19 protein-coding genes and 1 other annotated feature are annotated in these 20141 nt (G+C 41.0%); all 19 genes read right to left on the bottom strand.

Features of this window, described 5'->3' with window-relative positions:
* Positions 1–133: 133 nt before the first annotated feature.
* Positions 134–772, bottom strand: a complete 639-nt coding sequence (locus QME45_03460; GenBank protein MDI6617721.1) for a V-type ATP synthase subunit D — start codon at positions 770–772, stop codon at positions 134–136.
* Entirely contained in the window at positions 769–2154 is a 1386-nt protein-coding gene (locus tag QME45_03455) for a V-type ATP synthase subunit B (GenBank protein MDI6617720.1), read from the bottom strand. The genes QME45_03460 and QME45_03455 overlap by 4 nt, the downstream gene beginning before the upstream one ends.
* On the bottom strand, positions 2147–3922 hold the full coding sequence (locus QME45_03450; protein MDI6617719.1) for a V-type ATP synthase subunit A: 1776 nt from the start codon (positions 3920–3922) through the stop codon (positions 2147–2149). Before QME45_03450 ends, QME45_03455 begins: the two co-directional genes overlap by 8 nt.
* Before the next feature lie 4 nt (positions 3923–3926).
* The gene (locus QME45_03445; GenBank protein MDI6617718.1) at positions 3927–4250 is read right to left on the bottom strand and encodes a V-type ATP synthase subunit F; all 324 of its coding nucleotides are present in this window, start codon (positions 4248–4250) and stop codon (positions 3927–3929) included.
* On the bottom strand, positions 4243–5229 hold the full coding sequence (locus QME45_03440; protein ID MDI6617717.1) for a V-type ATP synthase subunit C: 987 nt from the start codon (positions 5227–5229) through the stop codon (positions 4243–4245). The genes QME45_03445 and QME45_03440 overlap by 8 nt, the downstream gene beginning before the upstream one ends.
* Before the next feature lie 23 nt (positions 5230–5252).
* On the bottom strand, positions 5253–5858 hold the full coding sequence (locus QME45_03435) for a V-type ATP synthase subunit E (GenBank protein ID MDI6617716.1): 606 nt from the start codon (positions 5856–5858) through the stop codon (positions 5253–5255).
* A gap of 14 nt (positions 5859–5872) precedes the next feature.
* Positions 5873–6379 carry a V-type ATP synthase subunit K gene (locus tag QME45_03430; protein MDI6617715.1) on the bottom strand — a complete coding sequence of 169 codons (507 nt, stop codon included), beginning with the start codon at positions 6377–6379 and terminating at the stop codon, positions 5873–5875.
* A gap of 14 nt (positions 6380–6393) precedes the next feature.
* Complete coding sequence (locus tag QME45_03425) at positions 6394–8316, bottom strand: V-type ATP synthase subunit I (protein MDI6617714.1); 1923 nt, start codon at positions 8314–8316, stop codon at positions 6394–6396.
* Complete coding sequence (locus QME45_03420; protein ID MDI6617713.1) at positions 8297–8623, bottom strand: hypothetical protein; 327 nt, start codon at positions 8621–8623, stop codon at positions 8297–8299. Before QME45_03420 ends, QME45_03425 begins: the two co-directional genes overlap by 20 nt.
* Before the next feature lie 53 nt (positions 8624–8676).
* Positions 8677–8734: a sequence feature (sodium ion sensor (DUF1646 type); this cis-regulatory element may regulate processes involved in with the transportation of sodium ions), on the bottom strand.
* 75 nt (positions 8735–8809) lie between these two features.
* Positions 8810–10267, bottom strand: a complete 1458-nt coding sequence (locus QME45_03415) for an alkaline phosphatase family protein (GenBank protein MDI6617712.1) — start codon at positions 10265–10267, stop codon at positions 8810–8812.
* Positions 10268–10363: 96 nt separating this feature from the next.
* Positions 10364–11671 carry an alkaline phosphatase family protein gene (locus tag QME45_03410; protein ID MDI6617711.1) on the bottom strand — a complete coding sequence of 436 codons (1308 nt, stop codon included), beginning with the start codon at positions 11669–11671 and terminating at the stop codon, positions 10364–10366.
* A 26-nt stretch (positions 11672–11697) separates the two neighbouring features.
* Complete coding sequence (locus QME45_03405; GenBank protein MDI6617710.1) at positions 11698–12741, bottom strand: Gfo/Idh/MocA family oxidoreductase; 1044 nt, start codon at positions 12739–12741, stop codon at positions 11698–11700.
* Between the two features lie 4 nt (positions 12742–12745).
* Positions 12746–13741, bottom strand: a complete 996-nt coding sequence (locus QME45_03400) for a Gfo/Idh/MocA family oxidoreductase (GenBank protein MDI6617709.1) — start codon at positions 13739–13741, stop codon at positions 12746–12748.
* Entirely contained in the window at positions 13741–14745 is a 1005-nt protein-coding gene (locus tag QME45_03395) for a Gfo/Idh/MocA family oxidoreductase (GenBank protein MDI6617708.1), read from the bottom strand. Before QME45_03395 ends, QME45_03400 begins: the two co-directional genes overlap by 1 nt.
* A 98-nt stretch (positions 14746–14843) precedes the next feature.
* Positions 14844–15614, bottom strand: coding sequence for a PHP domain-containing protein (locus QME45_03390; GenBank protein ID MDI6617707.1), 771 nt, complete (start codon positions 15612–15614; stop codon positions 14844–14846).
* A 5-nt stretch (positions 15615–15619) separates the two neighbouring features.
* Positions 15620–16447: a carbohydrate ABC transporter permease gene (locus QME45_03385; GenBank protein MDI6617706.1), complete on the bottom strand. Its 828-nt coding sequence runs from the start codon at positions 16445–16447 to the stop codon at positions 15620–15622.
* A gap of 14 nt (positions 16448–16461) precedes the next feature.
* Complete coding sequence (locus QME45_03380; GenBank protein MDI6617705.1) at positions 16462–17385, bottom strand: sugar ABC transporter permease; 924 nt, start codon at positions 17383–17385, stop codon at positions 16462–16464.
* 69 nt (positions 17386–17454) lie between these two features.
* Entirely contained in the window at positions 17455–18720 is a 1266-nt protein-coding gene (locus tag QME45_03375; GenBank protein MDI6617704.1) for an ABC transporter substrate-binding protein, read from the bottom strand.
* Between the two features lie 116 nt (positions 18721–18836).
* A complete protein-coding gene (locus QME45_03370) occupies positions 18837–20036 on the bottom strand; it encodes an ROK family transcriptional regulator (GenBank protein MDI6617703.1) in 1200 nt (399 codons plus the stop codon).
* Positions 20037–20141 lie beyond the last annotated feature (105 nt).

The raw sequence follows: 20141 nt of genomic DNA, 5'->3' as shown, positions 1-20141 counted from the left end.
GAAACAGCAGTTAAAAATTTCTATTTTCATAATAATAGACGTATTAAAAGCAGGATTTGTTCTCAGAATTAGATGTAACAACAATCTATAAAAATCATCCCGCTATTTATTTTGATGAATGGCGGGATGATTTTTATAGATCCTGATCCTGCATCATGCTTTTAATTTTCATGAGCCTTGTAATATTGTTCCTTTCATTCTCGTCGAGTTTCATGGTTATATATTTCACGGTCTCCTGAAGCTGGGGTATCATCACATATTCAAGGGCGTTAACCCTTCTTCTGGTCTTTTCGATCTCAAGGGCCATGAGCTCGCATGTTTTTTCAACCTCAGCCAATTCCCAAAGATGAGGCAATATGTCATATAATTTTTTTATTGCGCCGTCAAGTTCCCCGGATGTCTGGGCAAATCCATAAGGATATATGGGAGCATGCTCATCCGATTCCACGGAAAACTTCATGGCAGGCACATTTACGCTCATTACATTTTTAACTGCAATATCAAGGCTTATCTTATTCACAGGCATCATTATCGCCTCTTCCAGCATATCGGACGACATGGCAGCCTTTGCCATCATGAATTCTTTCATGGACATGGACAGTTCATCTTCAACTTCTTTCCTGAGTTCGTTGTTCTTTTTGATCAAGTCTATAAACTTTCTCATGAGCTCATCCTGCTTATCTTTCAAAAGCTTGAAACCTCGTTCAGCAACAGTCAGCCTTTTTTTCAGGCGGCTAAGCTCCATCCTTGTAGGATTAACATTAAGCCTCATCGCTCATCATCACCCTTGGGCATGTATTTATCTATATATTCATCGCTTATCCTCTTAAGCTCTGTCCTAGGTATCATAGACAAAAGCCGCCATCCTAGGTCCAGCGTTTCCTCTATGCTTCTGTTCTCATATTCACCCTGGGATACATACCTTTTTTCAAACTCATCTGCAAATTTCGCATAAATCTTATCGACATCGGAAAGCGCCGTTTCCCCTAATATTACCGAAAGCTCCTTTGCCTGTTTGCCCTGGGCATAAGCTGAAAAAAGCTGATTCATGGTATCTGCATGATCTTCTCTCGTCTTGCCTTTGCCTATCCCCTTATCCTTCAGCCTTGAAAGTGAAGGCAAAACGTCTATTGGCGGCAAAATGCCCTTTCTGTAAAGTTCCCTGCTTAATATTATCTGCCCCTCGGTTATGTAACCTGTAAGATCGGGAATGGGATGAGTTTTATCATCCTCTGGCATTGTCAAAATAGGTATCTGTGTTATGGATCCCTCTCTTCCTTTGATCTTCCCTGCTCTTTCATATAAGCTTGCAAGATCGGTATAAAGGTAGCCCGGATATCCTCTTCTTCCGGGTACTTCCTTTCTTGCCGCAGAAACTTCCCTTAATGCTTCTGCATAATTAGTCATATCCGTCATTATGACCAGCACATGCATGCCCTTTTCAAACGCCAGGTATTCGGCACATGTTAAAGCCATCCTCGGAGTTGCAATCCTTTCAATTGCAGGATCATTGGCGAGATTTATAAAAAGTACAGTCCTTCCTATGGAACCAGTCCTTTTAAAATCGCTTATGAAAAAGTCTGCTTCTTCGAAAGTTATGCCCATGGCTGCGAATACCACGGCAAAATTGCTTTCACTCCCTAAAACTTTCGCCTGCCTTGCAATTTGTGCTGCAAGATGTGTATGAGGAAGTCCCGATCCTGAAAATATAGGAAGCTTTTGCCCTCTTACAAGGGTATTCAGCCCGTCTATCGAAGATATCCCCGTCTGTATAAATTCAGAAGGATAATCCCTTCTTGCAGGGTTTATCGGCTGTCCTGAAATGTCCATCCTCTTTTCCGGTATTATCTTAGGGCCTCCGTCCCTCGGATTTCCAAGCCCGGTAAATACCCTTCCAAGCATATCCAGTGAAACCCCAAGTTCCAGGGACCTTCCCAGAAACTTAACTTTGCTCTTCTTTATATTTATGCCTTCAGAACTTTCAAAAAGCTGAACCAATGCCTTATCCTCATTTACCTCCAGCACCTTTCCCCTGCGTATGTCCCCGCTTTGGGTCTCTATTTCTACAAGTTCATCATATGCCACGCCATGAACCTTATCTACAAACATCAACGGGCCCGCTACTTCTTTTATTGTCTTGTATTCCTTAAGCATTTTTCCGGCCCCCTTCAATCAAATTCTCAATATCCGTCTTTATATCATTATTGATTTCATCTATCTTTTCAAGTTCCTTTTCACTTACGTATTTAGCTCTTGTTATCCTTTCCCTTAGGGGAAGATGAGCTAATTTTTCAAAATCGGCACCCCTTTGGATGGCTTTTTCACCTGAATGATAAAAATTCATTATGACCTTGAGCATTTTATACTGTTTATTTATAGAAGTATAAGTATCTATTTCATGGAAAGCATTTTGATGAAGATAATCTTCCCTTATGGATCTTGCGCATTCGAGAGTCCACCTGTCTTTTAGGGATAATGAATCTATTCCTACCAATCTTACGATTTCCTGAAGCTCATTTTCATCCTGAAGCACGTTCATGGCATCCTGCGTAAGTTCACTCCAATCCTTTATCCCCAAATTTTTCTGTATGAATGAACCTATTTTATCCTTATAAAGTGAATAACTAAGCAGCCAGTTTATGGCAGGGAAATGTCTCCTGTAAGCGAGATCCGCGTCAAGCCCCCAGAAGACCTTGACGACCTTAAGCGTAGCCTGTGTAACCGGTTCGGATAGATCTCCTCCTGCAGGTGAAACGGCTCCTATTGCGCTTAAAGCGCCTACTCTGTCCTCGCTTCCGATACATCTAACCTTTCCTGCACGCTCGTAAAACTCCGCGATCCTCGAAGACAGGTATGCCGGATACCCTTCCTCCCCCGGCATCTCCTCAAGGCGCCCGGACATTTCGCGGAGCGCCTCGGCCCACCTTGACGTGGAATCGGCCATAAGCGCTACCGAATATCCCATATCCCTGAAATATTCCGCAATGGTGATTCCTGTATATATAGAGGCCTCACGCGCTGCAACAGGCATATTTGACGTATTTGCAATAAGCACCGTCCTTTTCATTAAGGGTTCCCCGGTTTTAGGGTCCTTCAGCTTCGGAAATTCCATAAGCACATCGGTCATTTCGTTTCCCCTCTCACCGCAGCCTATGTAAACTACTATCTCAGCATCGGCCCATTTCGCCAGTTGATGCTGCACAACAGTCTTTCCGCTTCCGAAAGGTCCCGGAACACACGCTGTTCCTCCCTTGGCCACCGGAAAAAACGTGTCTATTACCCTTTGCCCGGTTATCAAAGGCTCATCCGGCGCGATTTTATCTTTATACGGCCTTGCCTTCCTTACAGGCCATTTTTGCATCATGGTAAGTTCTACTGTGTTTCCGTCACCCTTCCTGACCTTTGCGACAACATCCGTTATGGTAAAATCGCCTTCGTTTATCTCCGTCAGTTCGCCTTCTATTCCAAATGGCAGCATTATCCTATGTTCCACTATAACAGTTTCTTTAACGATACCTATTATATCTCCTGGAACAACCCTGTCGCCTATCTTTTTGACAGGTTTAAAATGCCATTTCTTTTTCCTGTCAAGAGCCGGTATGCTCACCCCTCTGGCAATGAAATCCCCCGCTATCTTGGCTATTCCCTCCAGCGGGCGCTGTATTCCGTCGAACATCGATTCGATAAGTCCTGGACCAAGCTCCACGCTTAAAGGTTCTCCGGTCGATACAACTTCCTCTCCTGGCTTTAATCCGGAGGTTTCCTCATATACCTGTATGGACGCCCTGTCACCCTTCATCTCTATTATTTCACCTATTAGTTTCTTTTCTCCTACTCTTACAACATCGAACATGTTGGCGTCGCTCATCCCTTCTGCAACAACAAGGGGTCCTGATACCTTCAAAATTTTCCCTGTATTCAAGCCATCAACCTTCTTTCTTAGATAGAATATCGACTCCGATAGCCTTCGCAACGTTTTCTTTTATGTTTTGAAGCCCTATGCCAAGGCTCCCTTGTGTTCCTGGAATCAATATTATAGCTGGAACCAGCTTATTTTTATATTTATCTATAGTATCTTTTATATCTTTCGCAGTGTTTTCCGTTATAAAAATCAATCCGTATCCATCATCGGCCATTTTATTTACGGCATTTTTGGCATCTTCTGCATTTTCAACTGCTTTTATAGAAATGCCGATGGCAAGGAAAGCCATGAGAGCGTCCCTTTCACCTACAGCCCCTATCTTATACATAGACATCACGCAGCCTTTTTTTTATACTTTCTGGTTTAACATTATTCTTTTTGCCTGTCAATATTATCCTCAGCATCCTGATCTCATTTTCAACTGCGGCAATATAGGCAATTACGATTTGTGGTCCAAGACTTACATATCTCGCTTTTTTTATGAAATCCATTATATAATCATCCCTGAATTTTTCAAGATAACCTATATCATTAGCTTTCATATATTCGCTGATAGCGTTTGCCCATTTATAATAGCCGGTATAAAATATCTTGGAGGCAAATTTATCGAGAGACTGCCCGAAAAACGGCGAAAATATATCGTACCCAATATTTCCGCCCTGTATGAACATCTTTTCAAATGTCGCAAGCTCGTCTCCGACAGCCTTCAGTCTTATAAACGACATGATATTTGTTACATCGATTATAAGCGAAGTATATTCTGTAAGGTATTTCATGCCGCTTTTTTTCGAAATTTCCATCATATATTCAAACGTACCTCTGTCGATATTGACATCTATATCGTTTGAAATATGAGTTTTTTTATAAACCTCAACAGATTCCCGCATGCGTCTTGCCAGGATGTTTGGAATTCCTTTGAAATTTTTCTCATCCTTTATTCTCATTAAATCCGGAACAGGTATCGTGCCCGCATCTATCAAAATGTTTTCCACATTCAAGTCTGAAAGTCTGCCCTTTATCAGACATTTAATATTGTGCGCATCATATTTTACAGCCATTATATCAACTACTTCACGAGCAGGAGACATTTTATGCATTTCCTTATACAAATCCTGTACAGCTATTTTTAAGCCTTCATCATATGACGGCATGTTTATATACTTGTCATATCTTGTTCCCTTTAGCATTTCAATGCATCCCTCAAAATCAGATGCATCCGAAAGAGATTCTAATTTCGGCATACCTAAAAGCTTCGTTTCCATGGACCTTATTCGGCCGGTTATACCGGCAAAAACCGTATTATCCATAAATAAACCTCCTCAGACCTTCGCTATTTGCCGCCAAACAGCATGGCGGCAATTGAAGTTTCAAGGCTTTCCCGAAGAGACCACACAAGTGCTTCTATGGAGCAGTTTACTTCAACTCCACCTTTCTTTAATATAAAACCCGATTCAATGCCCACCGTTTGCCGGCTTTCTGTGAGCTTGCCCTGTTTATTTAAACCTGCGAGCTTTTCATTTACCCTTTTCAACAATCCACTATCTATCCTGTGCTTGTCATTTTCCGCAAAAATTACTTCTTCATCACCTGATTCAACGTTTCTCAACAGCAACTTTTCGATTAATGCGGTATATTCATCGTCTTTCATGCTTCGTATCTTTTGGATTGCGCTTTTAAAAACGCTATCGATCAAATCCTGCTTTGCGGCAAGTATCATATTCCGTTTATCGAGTTCAGCGCCTGATATAATCCTCTCGCTGCTTTTCAATCCTTCCTCTTTAGCTCTTTCTTTTGCATCCTTTACTATTTTTTCAGCCTTTTTTCTGGCCTCGGCGATTATATTATCGACCTTTTTTAAAGCTTCGCCCTCAATTTCCGAGGCTTTCTGCATTCCATCTTTGATTATCCTGTTTTTTAAGTTGTCTATCTCAGCCATAAATCCAACCCCTCCTAAAGAGGTATATTGACAATCATAAGAACCGATACAATAAGTGCAAGCACCGCATATGTTTCAACCATTACTGCATATATGACGCCGTCGAAAAATTTTTCAGGCCTTTTAGCAATTATCTGTATTCCCGCTGCGGCAGTCTTTCCCTGGGATATTGCGGAACTGTATTCGACAAATGCTACAGGAAGCGATGCTGCAAGAAACAAAAGCCCCTGATACAGTGTCAATGGCTTCAAGTTACCTGAAAGGAGACCAATCCTGGATAATATTATAAGAGCCGTGATAAAACCATAAAAACCCTGCGTTCCCGGAATAACCTGTAGTATCAATGTCCTTCCGAACTTATCCGGATCTTCGGTTACGAGCCCTGTCGATACCTCTCCTACCAAGCCAACACCCTTCGCTGAACCCATGCCTGCCATAAACGCTGCAAAGCCCGCGCCAAAAATTGCAAATATCGGTCCGCCATATTGTTTTATAAAGCCAAGAAAATTTGTCCATTCCATAATAAATAACCTCCCTATTTTTCCGTATCTAATTTTATAAATTTAGTATTTATTTTTAAAGGATTAAAAGCCTTTCCGCCGCCCTGATAAAATTTACCGAAGAACTCCAAATATTCAAGCCTGCATGTGTGGACAAAAGTACCAAGGCCGCCGACAAGCAAATTAAACGTATGGCCAACCAAGAATATAAGAGTCCCACCTACTATTGCGGCGACACCGCTGCCGAGCATATTTATCAAAAGGTCAAAAGCCCATCCTATAAGCCCCGAAGCAAGCCCGAGAGCAAGGAGCCTCGAATAGGAAAGTGCATCTCCAAGATATGATGTTATACCATACAATCCGTAAAGCCCTCCAAAAAACTTTCCCATTATGGTCTTGTTGCTTCTGCCCTGCGTAAGCAAAAGTCCGACAGCGCTTACAGCCGATATTATTTTTGCAGCCTGACCGCCTCCAAGCAGCATCCAGATAAGCCCTATGATAAGTCCATACCAGAAAAACACATCGTATACGGCGTCAAGAATATGTCCGGACTTAATAAGCTCATATGCTTTGACACCAAGCCCCGTAAAAATATGTATGAGCCCCAAGGCGATCGATACTATCAAAACTTCCATGGTATTGTCTACAGGACTTACCCAAAGAGGCTTAAGAGGAATTATTCCGCCAAAAAAGCTCCCATACAGCAATCCGAATATAACTGTAGGAGGGCTACAGTATAAAAGCACTTTTACAATTTTTCTCATGTTGCCTTCAATATTCGTATACTTAAGCATGAGCGCCGCAGCAATGCCCATAATCAAACCATACCCGGCATCTGCCATCATCATGCCGAAGAAAAGTATGAAAAACGGCGTCAAAACCGGAGTCGGGTCGATTTCATCATTAAGGGGCAGGCTGTAGAGCGACGTTATTACCTCAAACGGCTCTACAAATGCATTGTTTTTAAGCTGTATAGGCGGTGCATCGTCCTCTGCAGGTTCCTCCAAAATTACAAGCGCATCGGGATATTTATGCTTTAGTATACTTTTTATTCTATCCGCTTTGCACCCGGGAACCCATCCTTCAAGGACAAATGTTTCCCTGGTCCTTGCAAGTTTGGATATAGTCTTCTCTTTTTCAAGCTTGGATGCCATAAAATCATAAACCTTTTCCATATCCTTGAGATTGGAAGCCAAGTCAAAAGCCTGGCCTGCAAGATCTTCATATTGCCTGTCGAGCTCTTTTACCCTGCTTTCCAAGTATTCTATTTTTTCTTTCGGCGCCATATCAAGATCTATACCTGTTTTGGCAAAACCGTACTTTTTCAAAATCTCAGATATTTTCCCTGTTTCATCTTTATGCGCCAGCACAAATAAATTTATTTTTTTCTGTCTTGAGGATACCTCTATTACAATGGCATCATCGGATGCAGTGCTTACTTCGGTCTTTAATTCATCTATATATCTTGCATTTATCGTGCCTATAAAATATACAGTCATCCTTAAACTGTCAAGCTGGCTTAAATCAGTATCCATGTTTTCCCATCCGAAGTAGGAACCTATTTTATTTGCAGCCGCTGTTCTTTCGCTTCTATTTTCATCCATTGCTTTGCTTATGGATGCACATTTGCCGTAAATTTCCTTCCACTTGGCATTGCTTCCAGCCTCTTTGAATTCTTTTAACGTAAGTATCTCCTTTTTAGTAAATAAATTTTCCTTTACATTCGAATATTTCTTGAGAAATCCACAGACAAGTCCTATTTTATTGTATTCCTCTTCCGCCTCTCTTAAAGCCGGTGGATCTTTAAAGCAGCCGGCTTCGCCCAACGAAGCATCTGCATCTTTTAAATCTACAATATCGACAGAACCATTCTCCAAAAGCACATTTAAAATTTCATCCTTTGAGCCGACAGATGCTGCAAGGGTTATTTTTTTCATCTTAACTATTGCCATCGACATCCACTATCCTTCCGATGATCAGTTTAACTGCAAGGCTTATCTTTCCTTCCTCCGTTGATTTTACAGCCGCAGCAGCAGCTTTGCCTTTGCTTAAAATTTGTTCTGCTTTTATCTTCGCCTCGCTTTCCTTATTCTTTATGATATCCCTCGAAATTATTTCAGCGTTAGAAGTTGCATCAGAAATTACTTTTTCTGCCTGCTTGTATGCATCTTTTGCCATTTGCTTTTCCTTTTTAAGCGCAGATTCTTCGATGTTTTCGCTCTCACATTCAGCCTTTTTTATGGCGCCTATTATCTCATTTATCAAATAAGCTCACCTCCCTATGCACATATATACAAAAAGTGGAAAGCTCAAAATTGAGCTTCCCACCCTAGAAACCTTAAAAAGTCTTGGAATCAAACTTGCGTTTGTCCAACCGAAACCATGCAATATTAATTTTATTATCATCTATAAAATAACACTTTGACTATAAAATGTCAATATGTTCAATTTTTATTTTCCCGATCCATAACTCTTTGAAAAAGCTTCCGTCAGTATATTACCTGTTGCATCCTTGGGTCCCTCAATTCCCAGAAGTTTTGCCATGGTCCTTGCAAAATCGATGTTGTATATCTTCTCTGTATATGCATATCCTTTTTTTATTCCTTTTCCCCACATAATTGAGAATATATGCTGGGCGCTTTCATCCAATGAATCATGCTGTCCTCTTGCAATATATAATTTGCCTGTGTCTGTTTTAAAACTATATGGAGGTTTTGGCGATATTACAAGGTCGGCGAAGCCGTCGATTGCCCCTCTTCTTTGCATCTCAAGCTTATCCATTATTTCGCCGGCATACTTTTTGCGCCTTACGGCTTTTACGATTTTGTCAATATCGGAATTTGTATAATCTCCTGTAAAGGATATCTGGGCTTCAAGTCCTACACATACAATTACGATATCGGTATCAGGTTTTGGACTCTGGTTCTGGGACAGCACTTCGACTTTATAACCAAGGCTCTCTATTGTATCTACAAGATCGGCAAGCTTGGAATATCCATATTTATCAGGTAGTATTCCCTGCTGGCCAAATGGCGCCATCCCATGATCAGTCGTAAGCACAAAAGTCATGTTGTCATAGATGCCCCTGTCCTTGCAGGCCTGTATGAATTCCCCAAGTTTGGCGTCCATCTCGTGCAGCCTTTCTGTCACATTTTTAAGCCTTCCATCCTCAGTTGTTGCGACAGGCACTCCATATGCAGTCTTTTCATTGTGCCCGAGAGCATCAAGGTCGTCCATATAAAGAGCTAAAAATCTCGGCATCCCATCGGGCTGGATTTCACCGCTGCCGCTCTTTACTTTTTCACCCTTAATCAACTTTATAGCTTCATCAAATCTTGCGGCATAGTCAGCATTATCACCTGCCGTGATATAGGGCTTTGCAGGATCTCCTGCAACAGTCCCCCTGTTCTCCAGCGTAAACTGGTGCACCGAAGCAACCATCAGGCCCTGCCTTCCTGCCGCTTCCGCAATAGTCTCCGCTTTATTTTCCCTTCCAAATTGAATCACGGTATTGGTCTTTTTATCGAAATACCTGTATGCATTCCCCGTAACAAAAGGCCATGCCCCCGATACTATTGCAGGCTGCATTGCATTTGTTATAGAAGGCACTCCTGTATAAGCATTTTCAAACATCACGCCGCTTTTTACCAGACTGTTAAGTACAAGCGTCTTTGTATTCTTCCCCTTATTTGCCAAATCATAATAATATTTTGCAAATCCATCCCAGTTTATATACACGACGTAATCGTCATCGGGATCAATATAATCCACATCGCTCTCCATCGATGTAAGTGTACCATGTTTATCGGCATTCTTAGCATGTACTTGTTTTGCAAATCTTATAACCGGAAGTATTGAAAAAATCATTGCAGATATCAAAAAAAGACATGCAAATTTTTTCTTTTTCATATATTGCCATCTCCTTTAAAAAACCTTGGTAATTATACCTTAGGTGAACTCTTTAGAGTAATAGAAATATATTTTGCTCCTGGCAATCCCTTTTGGTCACCTCTGCAGCAAAGCTCCTTCTAGTATACCACCTGTCGCATCCTTTGGTCCATCGATACCGAGAAGTTTTGCCATGGTCCTTGCAAAATCGATATTGTACATCTTCTTTGTATATACATAACCCTTTTTTATGCCTTTTCCCCACATCATAGAGAATATATGCTGGGCGCTTTCATCCAGTGAATCATGCTGCCCGCCGGCTATAAAAAGTCTTCTGCTCGGCTGGAAGCTATACGGCGGTTTTGGAGATATCAGCAAATCTGCAAAACCTTCCATGGCTCCCCTTTTCTCCATTTCATCCCTTGTCATTATTGCGCCTGTATAAGGCTTATCCTTAACGGCATTTATAATCCTTACAATTTCATCATCTGAATAATCCCTTGCAAATGTAAGCTGTGCCTCAAGCCCCACGCATACTATTACGATATCAGCGTCATGTGATGCTCCCTGTCCCTTATCTAATACATCAACCCTGTAATTCAAACTTTCTATAGTTTTTATAAGATCGATAAGTTTTGTATAACCATATCCATCATACTCTAAGTCCTGCTGCCCATATGGGGCCATGCCATGGTCAGATGTAAGTATAAACGATGTATCGTCATATATGCCGACATCCTTGGAGGCCTGTACAAATTCTTCAAGTTTTTCATCCATTTCATTTAGCCTTTTTAATACGCTATTTACCCTGTCCTCTTCAGTCTTTACCCGCCGTACGCCATAAGTTGTCCCGTTGTTGTGACCTATGCCATCGAGGTCATCCATATAAAGGGCTAAAAATCCCGGTATTTCCCTTAGCCTTATTCTCTGTCCCCATTTACCGACAGCCTCCCCCTTTATGAGTTTTATAGCTGTATCGAAGCGCAAAGAATAATCGGCCTTTTCATATTGTATATACGGATTTTTATTATCGCCGGCTTTAGTTCCCCTGTCCTGTAAAATAAACTGCTGCACCGAGGCGGCATTAATGCCCTGCCTTACTGCCGCCTCGGCTATGGTTTCAGCTTTATTCTCTCTTCCAAACTGGATAACTTTGTTTGTTTTCCTGTCATAATATCTATAACAGTTACCCGTAGTTTTAGGCCATGCTCCGCATACGATTGCCGTTTGCATAGGGTTGGTTATTGACGGTATCCCCGTGTATGCGTTTGTAAACAGCACTCCTGATTTTGCAAGCTCATTTATAAAATGTGTTTTTAAGCTTCCGTTTTTGTTAGCCAGTTCATAATAATACCATGCAAACCCATCCCAATTTATATATACTACATGTTCCTTTTGTTTTCTTGTATCCATCGCGCTATTCAAAGAAGCACCTTCTTGTTTGAAGCAACCTAAATATTTGCATCATGCTTCAGATATATTTTAAACCCTGATTTCCCTGATTCATATATAGAATTTATTATCTGCTGCGTCTTGAGGCAATCCTCTCCGTTTACATCCACATTCCTTTTGTCCTCTATAGCCTCATAGGCATTTTTTATTTCGATAAAATGGCAGTAACCCCAGTATTTTTTTGCGCCATTCCCATAATCGATTTTATCTTCATCCAGTGGTTTTATGGAAACATATCTGCCGTCCTTATACGATATAAATCCTTCATCGCCATTTATCCCGCAAACGCCCTTTTCACAGTGAAAAGTGATCTCTATAGGCATATCGAATGTAAAATAATTCATCGTATAAAAGCTTGCGAGTATGTTATCTTCAAATTCTATGATTCCTTCTGCCGTATCCTCTATCTTGAATTTTTTATGCCTCCTGTTATGAATACATGCCTCCACAGAAAGCGCTTCTTTTCCTATAATATATCTTACGATATCTATGGAATGGATAGCCTGATCGATTACGACCCCGCCGCCTTCTTTATCCCATGTACCCTTCCAGTCGCTTTTAAGATAATATTCATCCCTTCTGTCCCACGTAACTATTATCCTGGCCGAAAGAACTCTTCCCAAGTTTCCGCTTCCTATTTCCTGCTTTATATATTGAACCGCCCTGTTATATCTGTTTTGAAACATCACAGATAAAGTAACGCCATTTTCCCTGCATTTTTTAACCATGTCCAGGGCATCTCCATAATTAATCGCCATAGGTTTTTCTGTTATGACATGAATACCCCTTTGCGCTGCATAAACGGCCATATCATGGTGAAGATAATGGGGCGTGCAAATATGCACCACATCCAAATCTTCATCATCCAGCATTTTTTTATAATCAGTATAATATCTGCACCCATTCGCTGCCGCGGCAGCCCTTGCCCTGTCTTCTTTTATATCGCATACCGCGACAAGCCTTGCATTTTTAGTTTTCTTAATAGATACCAAATGCATCGGAGATATCCTTCCACAACCTATGACTGCTGCTTTAAGTTCCATATTTTCATCCCCCGTATACTACCTTTTCTACCTTATGACTTTTCGATGATGCATATGCAGCAAGGGCAATCCACATGGCCTTCGCGCCGTCAAGACCTGTCTCTGAAGGCTCCTTGCCCGTCTTTATTGTATTTACGAATTCACGCATAAGGCCTTCATCACCATCGCTCCCCCAAACATCATCGGTTATTTCTCCGCTCTCTTCGCTATAAACCCTTTCCACCTGCTTGAAAGCATCTACCTTCAATACACCTTTTGTCCCTATTATTTCCATATAAACTTCCGGCCATATAGGATAATTTTTGTGATGCGCCCAGCTCGTATCGATCGTAGCGAATACTCCGTTTTCAAATTCCACATTTAAAATTCCGCAGTCATCTATTCCTGTATTATATAGCATATTGCCTGTTTCGGCGTATACTGTTTTAACTTCGCTTCCAGTAAACCATCTCATAAGATCCGCTACATGTACGGTATGATCGATTATCGCACCGCCTCCGGACTTATTTATATCCAGAAACCAGCCCGATGGCATCTTGCCGTGATTTATCCCGGTAATGCACAATATGTCGCCTATATCTCCCCTGTCGATCTGCTTCTTTGCCTCAATAACCGCCTGATTGAATCTCAAAGGGAATGCGGTCATCATTTTTACGCCGTTATCTCTGCAGGCTTTCAGCATTGCATCAGCTTCTTTTGTATTTGTCGCAAACGGTTTTTCCACCATAATATATTTATGGGCTTTCGCGGCATCGATAACGGTCGGCATATGGAGCTTATTGCATGTGCATATTACAACTCCGTCAACCGGGGTTTCAAGAAGCTTCCTGTAATCCTGATAGTATTTTGTATTAAACATCGAAGCAGCCTGAGTTCCTCTATACATATCGCTATCCGCAACTCCTGAAATTTCAACATCTTCCATCTTTGAAAGAGCCTTTGCGTAACTCAAAGCGTGCATATGCTCAAAGCTTACCATTCCAATTTTAATTTTTTCCATCAATTATCACCTCCGGGCAGAACTACTTCCTTTGTCCTTGCAGACTTGACCGCTGCAAGAGATATTTCAAGAGCCTTTATGGCATCTTCTCCTGAAACCAACGGCTTCTTATTCTCTGTTATACAATCTATAAACTTCTGAATCTCCATGGTATACGGCTCTTCATCCGGAAACATCGGACTTTCGATGGATGTCCGCACGGCGTCGCCGTTTGGTACGTACTTTTTTATGGGCGCGCTGCTTCTGCTGTCAAATTCTATCTGGCCCTTTGTACCTATTATTTCAAATGTGGTACCGAATATGGAACCCTTAGGATATGCCCAGCTCCCTTCAATATGTGCTATTGCGCCATTTTTAAGCCTAAGCGTTATAAGGCAATGGTCTAAATTATCTATTTTCCTGCCATACAGGTCTCTTGCAAACACTCTTTCTACATCTCCAAAATTATACCTTATCCAGTCTATATCATGGATAATAAGATCTACCATGGGCCCTCCGCTGCAATCATAATTGCTATACCAGTTATTCCAGCTCCATGAAGGATACGCACCGGTCCGCGTCGTCCTTATCAGTTTTGGGATGCCTATTTTCCCTTCTTTGATGTTCTTAACAGCTTTTGCATATGCGGGGAAAAATCTTACGACATGCCCCACGGAAAATTTAACTCCTCTGTTTCGGGCACCATCTACCATTTCCCGGGCATCACCTATGCTTAACGCAATAGGCTTCTCACAAAACACATGTTTCCCATATGATATAGCCTTTAGGGCAAATCCCTTATGCATATATGTTGGAAGGCATATATCCACAACATCTATCTTTTCGTTCCTGAGCATCATATCATAATCTTCATAGCACTTCGCTCCATGCGCAGAAGCTGCCTTTGTCGCTCTATCAGGTCGTATATCGCATATGGCAACAACTTTTGCTCCCCGAACGCTCCTATAACTGTTGCTGTGGACGCTGCCCATGGTGCCTGCTCCTACAATCGCTACTTTTAGCATACATCTACTACCTCCCAGATAAAAAAATTTTGTCCGTACAATTACAATAAAACCATCGAATTCCCCTGATTATCTCAATTGCAATAAATATAAATCAATTATTTAATAAACTGTAGCTTTTCGCCATTATACTTTTCCAACACGCTAAGTCCCCATTCCACTTTGCCCACACTTGGCAGAACATGTGAATCGCTTCCAAGGCTTATGGAAATTTTATTTTCAATCATTTTCTGTATGACTGCCTCCCTCGGCGTATGCGTCGCACAATGAAGCTCCAGTGCCTTTCCCGATATCTTCAACATTTTAGCAAGTTCATCTATATATTCATTGTCGAAATATCTGCAAGCTATCTTATAGCATAACTTCTTTCTTTCTTCATAAGTAGTAGTTCCCGGGACGAGCAACTTTCCAAGTGGCAAATACCCTTCAGAATGTCCCAGTATATCGCCGGGTCCCCTTGCCATATTCAAAACTTTTCTTTTATAGGCTTCCCAGTAACAATCATTGAAATAGTGGCCCGGAATCAAAGGGCCGTCATATTCGACATAATGAGGGCTTGTTATGATAATGTCGCAGCTTTCTATAACTATATCGGAAAGCCTGAGGTTTCCCTCATAATCCGTACAGGTTTCAATGCCGCATAAAACATTCTGCCCGATCTTACTGCCATATTCGCGTATCCTGTCAAAATGGTCCATCAGTTCATCATCGGTTTTTAAGCAGAAGCTTTTCCCTTTATCAAAACTATCAAAATGATCCGTTATAGCTATGCTGTAAAGCCCGATTTCCTTTGCCCTGTCTATTACCTCGGCATAGGAAGCCTGACCATCCGAGAAATTCGTGTGCACATGATAATCGACCCTTTTCAAATATCTCACTCCTTAATGCCTGTTAAAGATATACCGGCCACAAAGTATTTCTGAAAAGAAACATAAACTATCAATACAGGTATTATTGCAAGAGTGGCGGCTGCCATCTTTAAATTATATGCATCGTAATACTGACTGGAAAACTTAGCGACAGCAATAGGAAGTGTTCTTAATTCCTCGCTTGTCACTACGAGAAGCGGCCATACAAATGCATTCCAGCTTCCTATAAATTTATTGATGGTTAAGACGGCAATAATAGGCTTTGTTAACGGAAGCACAAGGACTCTGAATATTTTAAACTCCCCTGCACCGTCTATCCTCCCGGCCTCAATCAGTGTCGTAGGTATAGTCGACATGAAATTACGGGCAAGGAAAATGCTGAATGCATCTGCAAGCCCTGGAAATATGAGCCCGAAATAAGTGTTCACAACTCCTGACTTATATGCCATTATATAAAGTGGAATTATCGTTGCAACCCATGGCACCATTGTCGTCGCCAGTACTATCGTAAATAATACCTTTTTACCTTTAAAATCATACTTGGCAAATCCATATCCCGCAGTAGTTACAATGATAATATCCAGCACTACCTGCACTGCAGCTACATATAAGCTGTTTAAATAATAAAGACCGAAATTTGCCTTTTGAAACAGTTCCTTAAAATTATCAAGTATGAATTTCTTGGGGAGAATTTTTGGAGGCATATAATAAAATTCTTCTACTGTTTTGAAAGATGAAAATATCATCCATGCAAAAGGTACAATAACAAGCAATGAACATGCAATAAGAACTATATATAAGATTATATTTTTGTTTATTTTATTTTTTCTCATTATTATCTCCCCCCTTAATTGGAATTAGCATCTACATCCATGACTTTAAACTGCAGGATTGTAATTATAAGGATTACCACAAAGAGTACAAAGGACATGGCACTTGCATAGCCCATCTCGGTACTCGTAAACCCTTTTTCGTAAATGTAATATACGACGGTTTCGGTGCTCTTTAAAGGGCCCTGCAGCATATATGTTTCCTGAAATATCATAAATGTACTTATTATGCCTGTTATAAACAGATAGATATTGGCAGGCTTCAAAAGTGGAAGAGTAATATACCAGAACTTTTGCCACCACGATGCCCCGTCGATATCCGCGGCTTCCATATACATATCGGGTACCCCCTGAAGCCCCGCCAGATATATGAGCATTGAGTTCCCTGCTCTTTTCCATACTACGAATATGATTACGGACATCGCCGCCGTCTTTGCATCCGACACCCATCCGATCCCTGGAATTCCCAGCATATTCAATATGCTGTTGAAAAGCCCATAAGTCGGCTGAAAAAACCAATCGAATAATATGGCTGCAGCTATGGTAGATGTAATTACTGGAGAATAATAAACCACTCTGAAAAAAGTCATCCCTTTAAGTTTATTATTAAGCAGCATCGCAACGAGCAATCCTGCTGCCATCGTTAGAGGAACCGCGATAAAAAACTTCGACATAACCAGTATTGATTGGAAAAAAGCCCGGTCGTGAAGGAGACGTTTGTAATTTTCAATGCCGATAAAATGCATTCGCGGAGTTAGGGCAGTCCAATCGGTAAAACTTATTGGGAGAGCCATTATAGCAGGTATAATTGTAACTATAAAAAGATAAATAATAGCCGGTGCAATAAACACATACGGAACGATTTTTATGCTTTTAAATTTCCTTGTTTTAGGAGCTTTAAATAAATTTGCATCAGCTTTTGCTTTCATTGAATTTTCCATAAACTCACTCCTTTCATATATTTTTATTTAATTGACAAGAGGGAGGGAATTTCCCTCCCTCTTTAAGTTTTATTTCAAATCCTTTGAGGCCTCGGTATTCAGATCGCTTTGCAGCTGCTTTAATGTTGCATCAAAAGGTGCATCACTGAGTATCAGCTTCTGAAAAGCATCGCTCCAAATCTTGTTTAAAGCTCCTGTTTGCAGTGATCCTACTTTGGAATCATTTAAAGATGAAAGAAGTATCTTGACCTGTGGGTCCTTTACAAGATCCGCGTCGTTGATTAAGGCCTTTCTTGCAGGAAGTTCACCAGTGTTCTGGGTCCATCTCTTTTCAACATCCTGGCTTGAAAGATACTCTATCCATTTAGTAGATGCTGATGAATTGGCTTTCTTTGAAGCAACATATGCCCATGATGTAACTGCCGTAACACGTTTTCCATCTTTAGTCGGCACAAGGCCAATGCCTAATTTTACATTCGGTGCCGTCTTTTTTAAGTTGCCGAACATTGCAGGATGACCAAGCATTATAGCTACTTTGCCCTGTCTGAATCCTGCCCAGGTTGCCATGAATTTCGTATCATAAACCTTGGAAACCTTATATGCATCTGCCATAAACTTTATTGCTTCAACCGACTTTGGATCATCGGCAAATACATACTTTCCGCTGTCATCAGTCATTTTGCCGCCATTAGTATAAACAAATGCCTGAACTTCAGGATGATAGCCTGTTTCTCCCCATCCCGATTGAACCATTTTACCATTGCTTACCTTTGTAAGCTTTTTAGCCCAATCCAAAAGTTCATCCCATGTCTGAGGTCCTTTTTCCGCGTCAAGATTTTCCGCCTTTAAAAGATCCTTATTCCAGTAAAGAACTATCGTCTGCATATCTGTCGGCATTCCATAGTATTTTCCGCCAACTTGCAGCCCGTCGACTGCTGCAGGGACAAAATCGCTTTTTATCTTATCAGACGGCATTACCGTTTCGTCAAGTGGCTGAACTGCATCTGCCTTTACCAGTCTTGGGATCATTCCGGATTCAACCTGGAATACATCCGGTGCGGCATTGGTTGCAAGAGCAGATGTAAGTTTAGTTGAATAATCTTCCTCAGGGATGAATTCGGTTTTTATATTTATGTCGGAATTCTTCTGCATAAATTCATATGCAAGAGTCTTCATCATGTCATCCCTTGCCTGGCTGCTGTGCTGCCAGTAAATTATGTCTGTCTTTTTGTTCTCTGTACCTGTAGTCTGGGTTCCCTTCTTGGAACATCCTGCAAATACAACTACTAACATAGATACACAAATTGCTAAGCTTAGTAATCTTTTAAGTTTCATTAAAAGACCCCCTTTTGATTTTATATTTATTTGTTACAGTCATAAGACTGCTGTAACCAAACGAACTTCCCCACCATCTGCGCCAAGGCTAAAAGATGGGGATTGCCATGTTTTAATTAAATCTCAACCGGTCTGAATATGTCTCTTTCATATATTTCATCAGCCATACCCTTTAATGCCGATTCCTCTCCAGGTCTTGCAAATTTGATAGTCGTATTTTTACTGTATATCTGAAGAGCCCTGTCTTTGACACAGTCATTCAAGATATCGAGAAAGCCCCAGCGGCATTTGCTTAAGGGGCCGCCGATTACAACAAGCTCCGGGTTTAACAAATTTACTACAGTTGCCACTGCTATGCCAAGGAGCCGTGCCTGCTCTTCAAGCACATATCTTGCAGCTTTATCGTTTTTATTTGAAAAATCCACAATATCAGATAAAGAAAGCTTGTCTGTATTGACTATACAGGTTTCATATCCTTTTTCTTTAAGCTTCTTTATTCTGTTCAGAATCGGAATCTCAGAAACAACAGTCCCGAGACAGCCTCTGTTGCCGCATGAACATTCGGGCCCATTTGAGTCGATAGTCATATGCCCGAGTTCAAAACCACCGCTGGGCCCCGGCTTAAAAAGTTTACCCGAGTTTATATAGGACATGCCTACCCCGTTTTCTACTATTATATATACAAAGTTTTCATACCCAATCGCCACGCCGAATCTATGCTCGCCAAGTATAAATGCATCGGTATCTTTAAAAACGTAACAGTCTATCCCTGTTTTCCTTTTAACCTCTGAAGCCATATTGAAATCTTTGATATTGAGCCTTGATGAATACAGCACCTTGCCCTCTTCATGATCGATTACACCAGGGATACTTATGGTTATGCCGTATATTTTACCCGCCGCATCCGGAAATCCACCTTTTATATCCTGTATGCTGTTCAATATGACATCCATTGCTTTATCGCTGGAATCTATGGTACATTTAACATACTTTTCCCCATATATATCGCAGTTCAGGTCGGCAAGAGCATATCTTATCCCCTTGGGTGTCAAAATAATCGCGATAATGCACGCCGACATCGGGTTTATGCCTACCATTACGGGACGTCTCCCACCATTGGATTCGCCTATTCTCGTTTCAGTTACTATTCCCTTTTGAATAAGTTCAGACGTAATCGATGATACCGTGGTCGGGCTCAGTTTTGTATGTTCTGCAAGATCGATCCTCGATATTTCCCTGTATTTGCGTATGTAGTTTAGAATTATCTGCCTGTTAAGATTTTTTAATGTCTCCTGGTCTAACTTTCTTATGTTCATATTTTCACCTTACTTTATTTTTGCATTGGAATAAGTCTATATAACAAATTTATATCTATCGTTTTGGAATATCTTTTATATTATGAAAATTATATATTTATAGAA

Source organism: Clostridiales bacterium, from assembly GCA_030016385.1.
GTDB lineage: Bacteria > Bacillota > Clostridia > Clostridiales > Oxobacteraceae > JASEJN01.
This window is presented reverse-complemented; position numbering and strand designations above follow the sequence as displayed.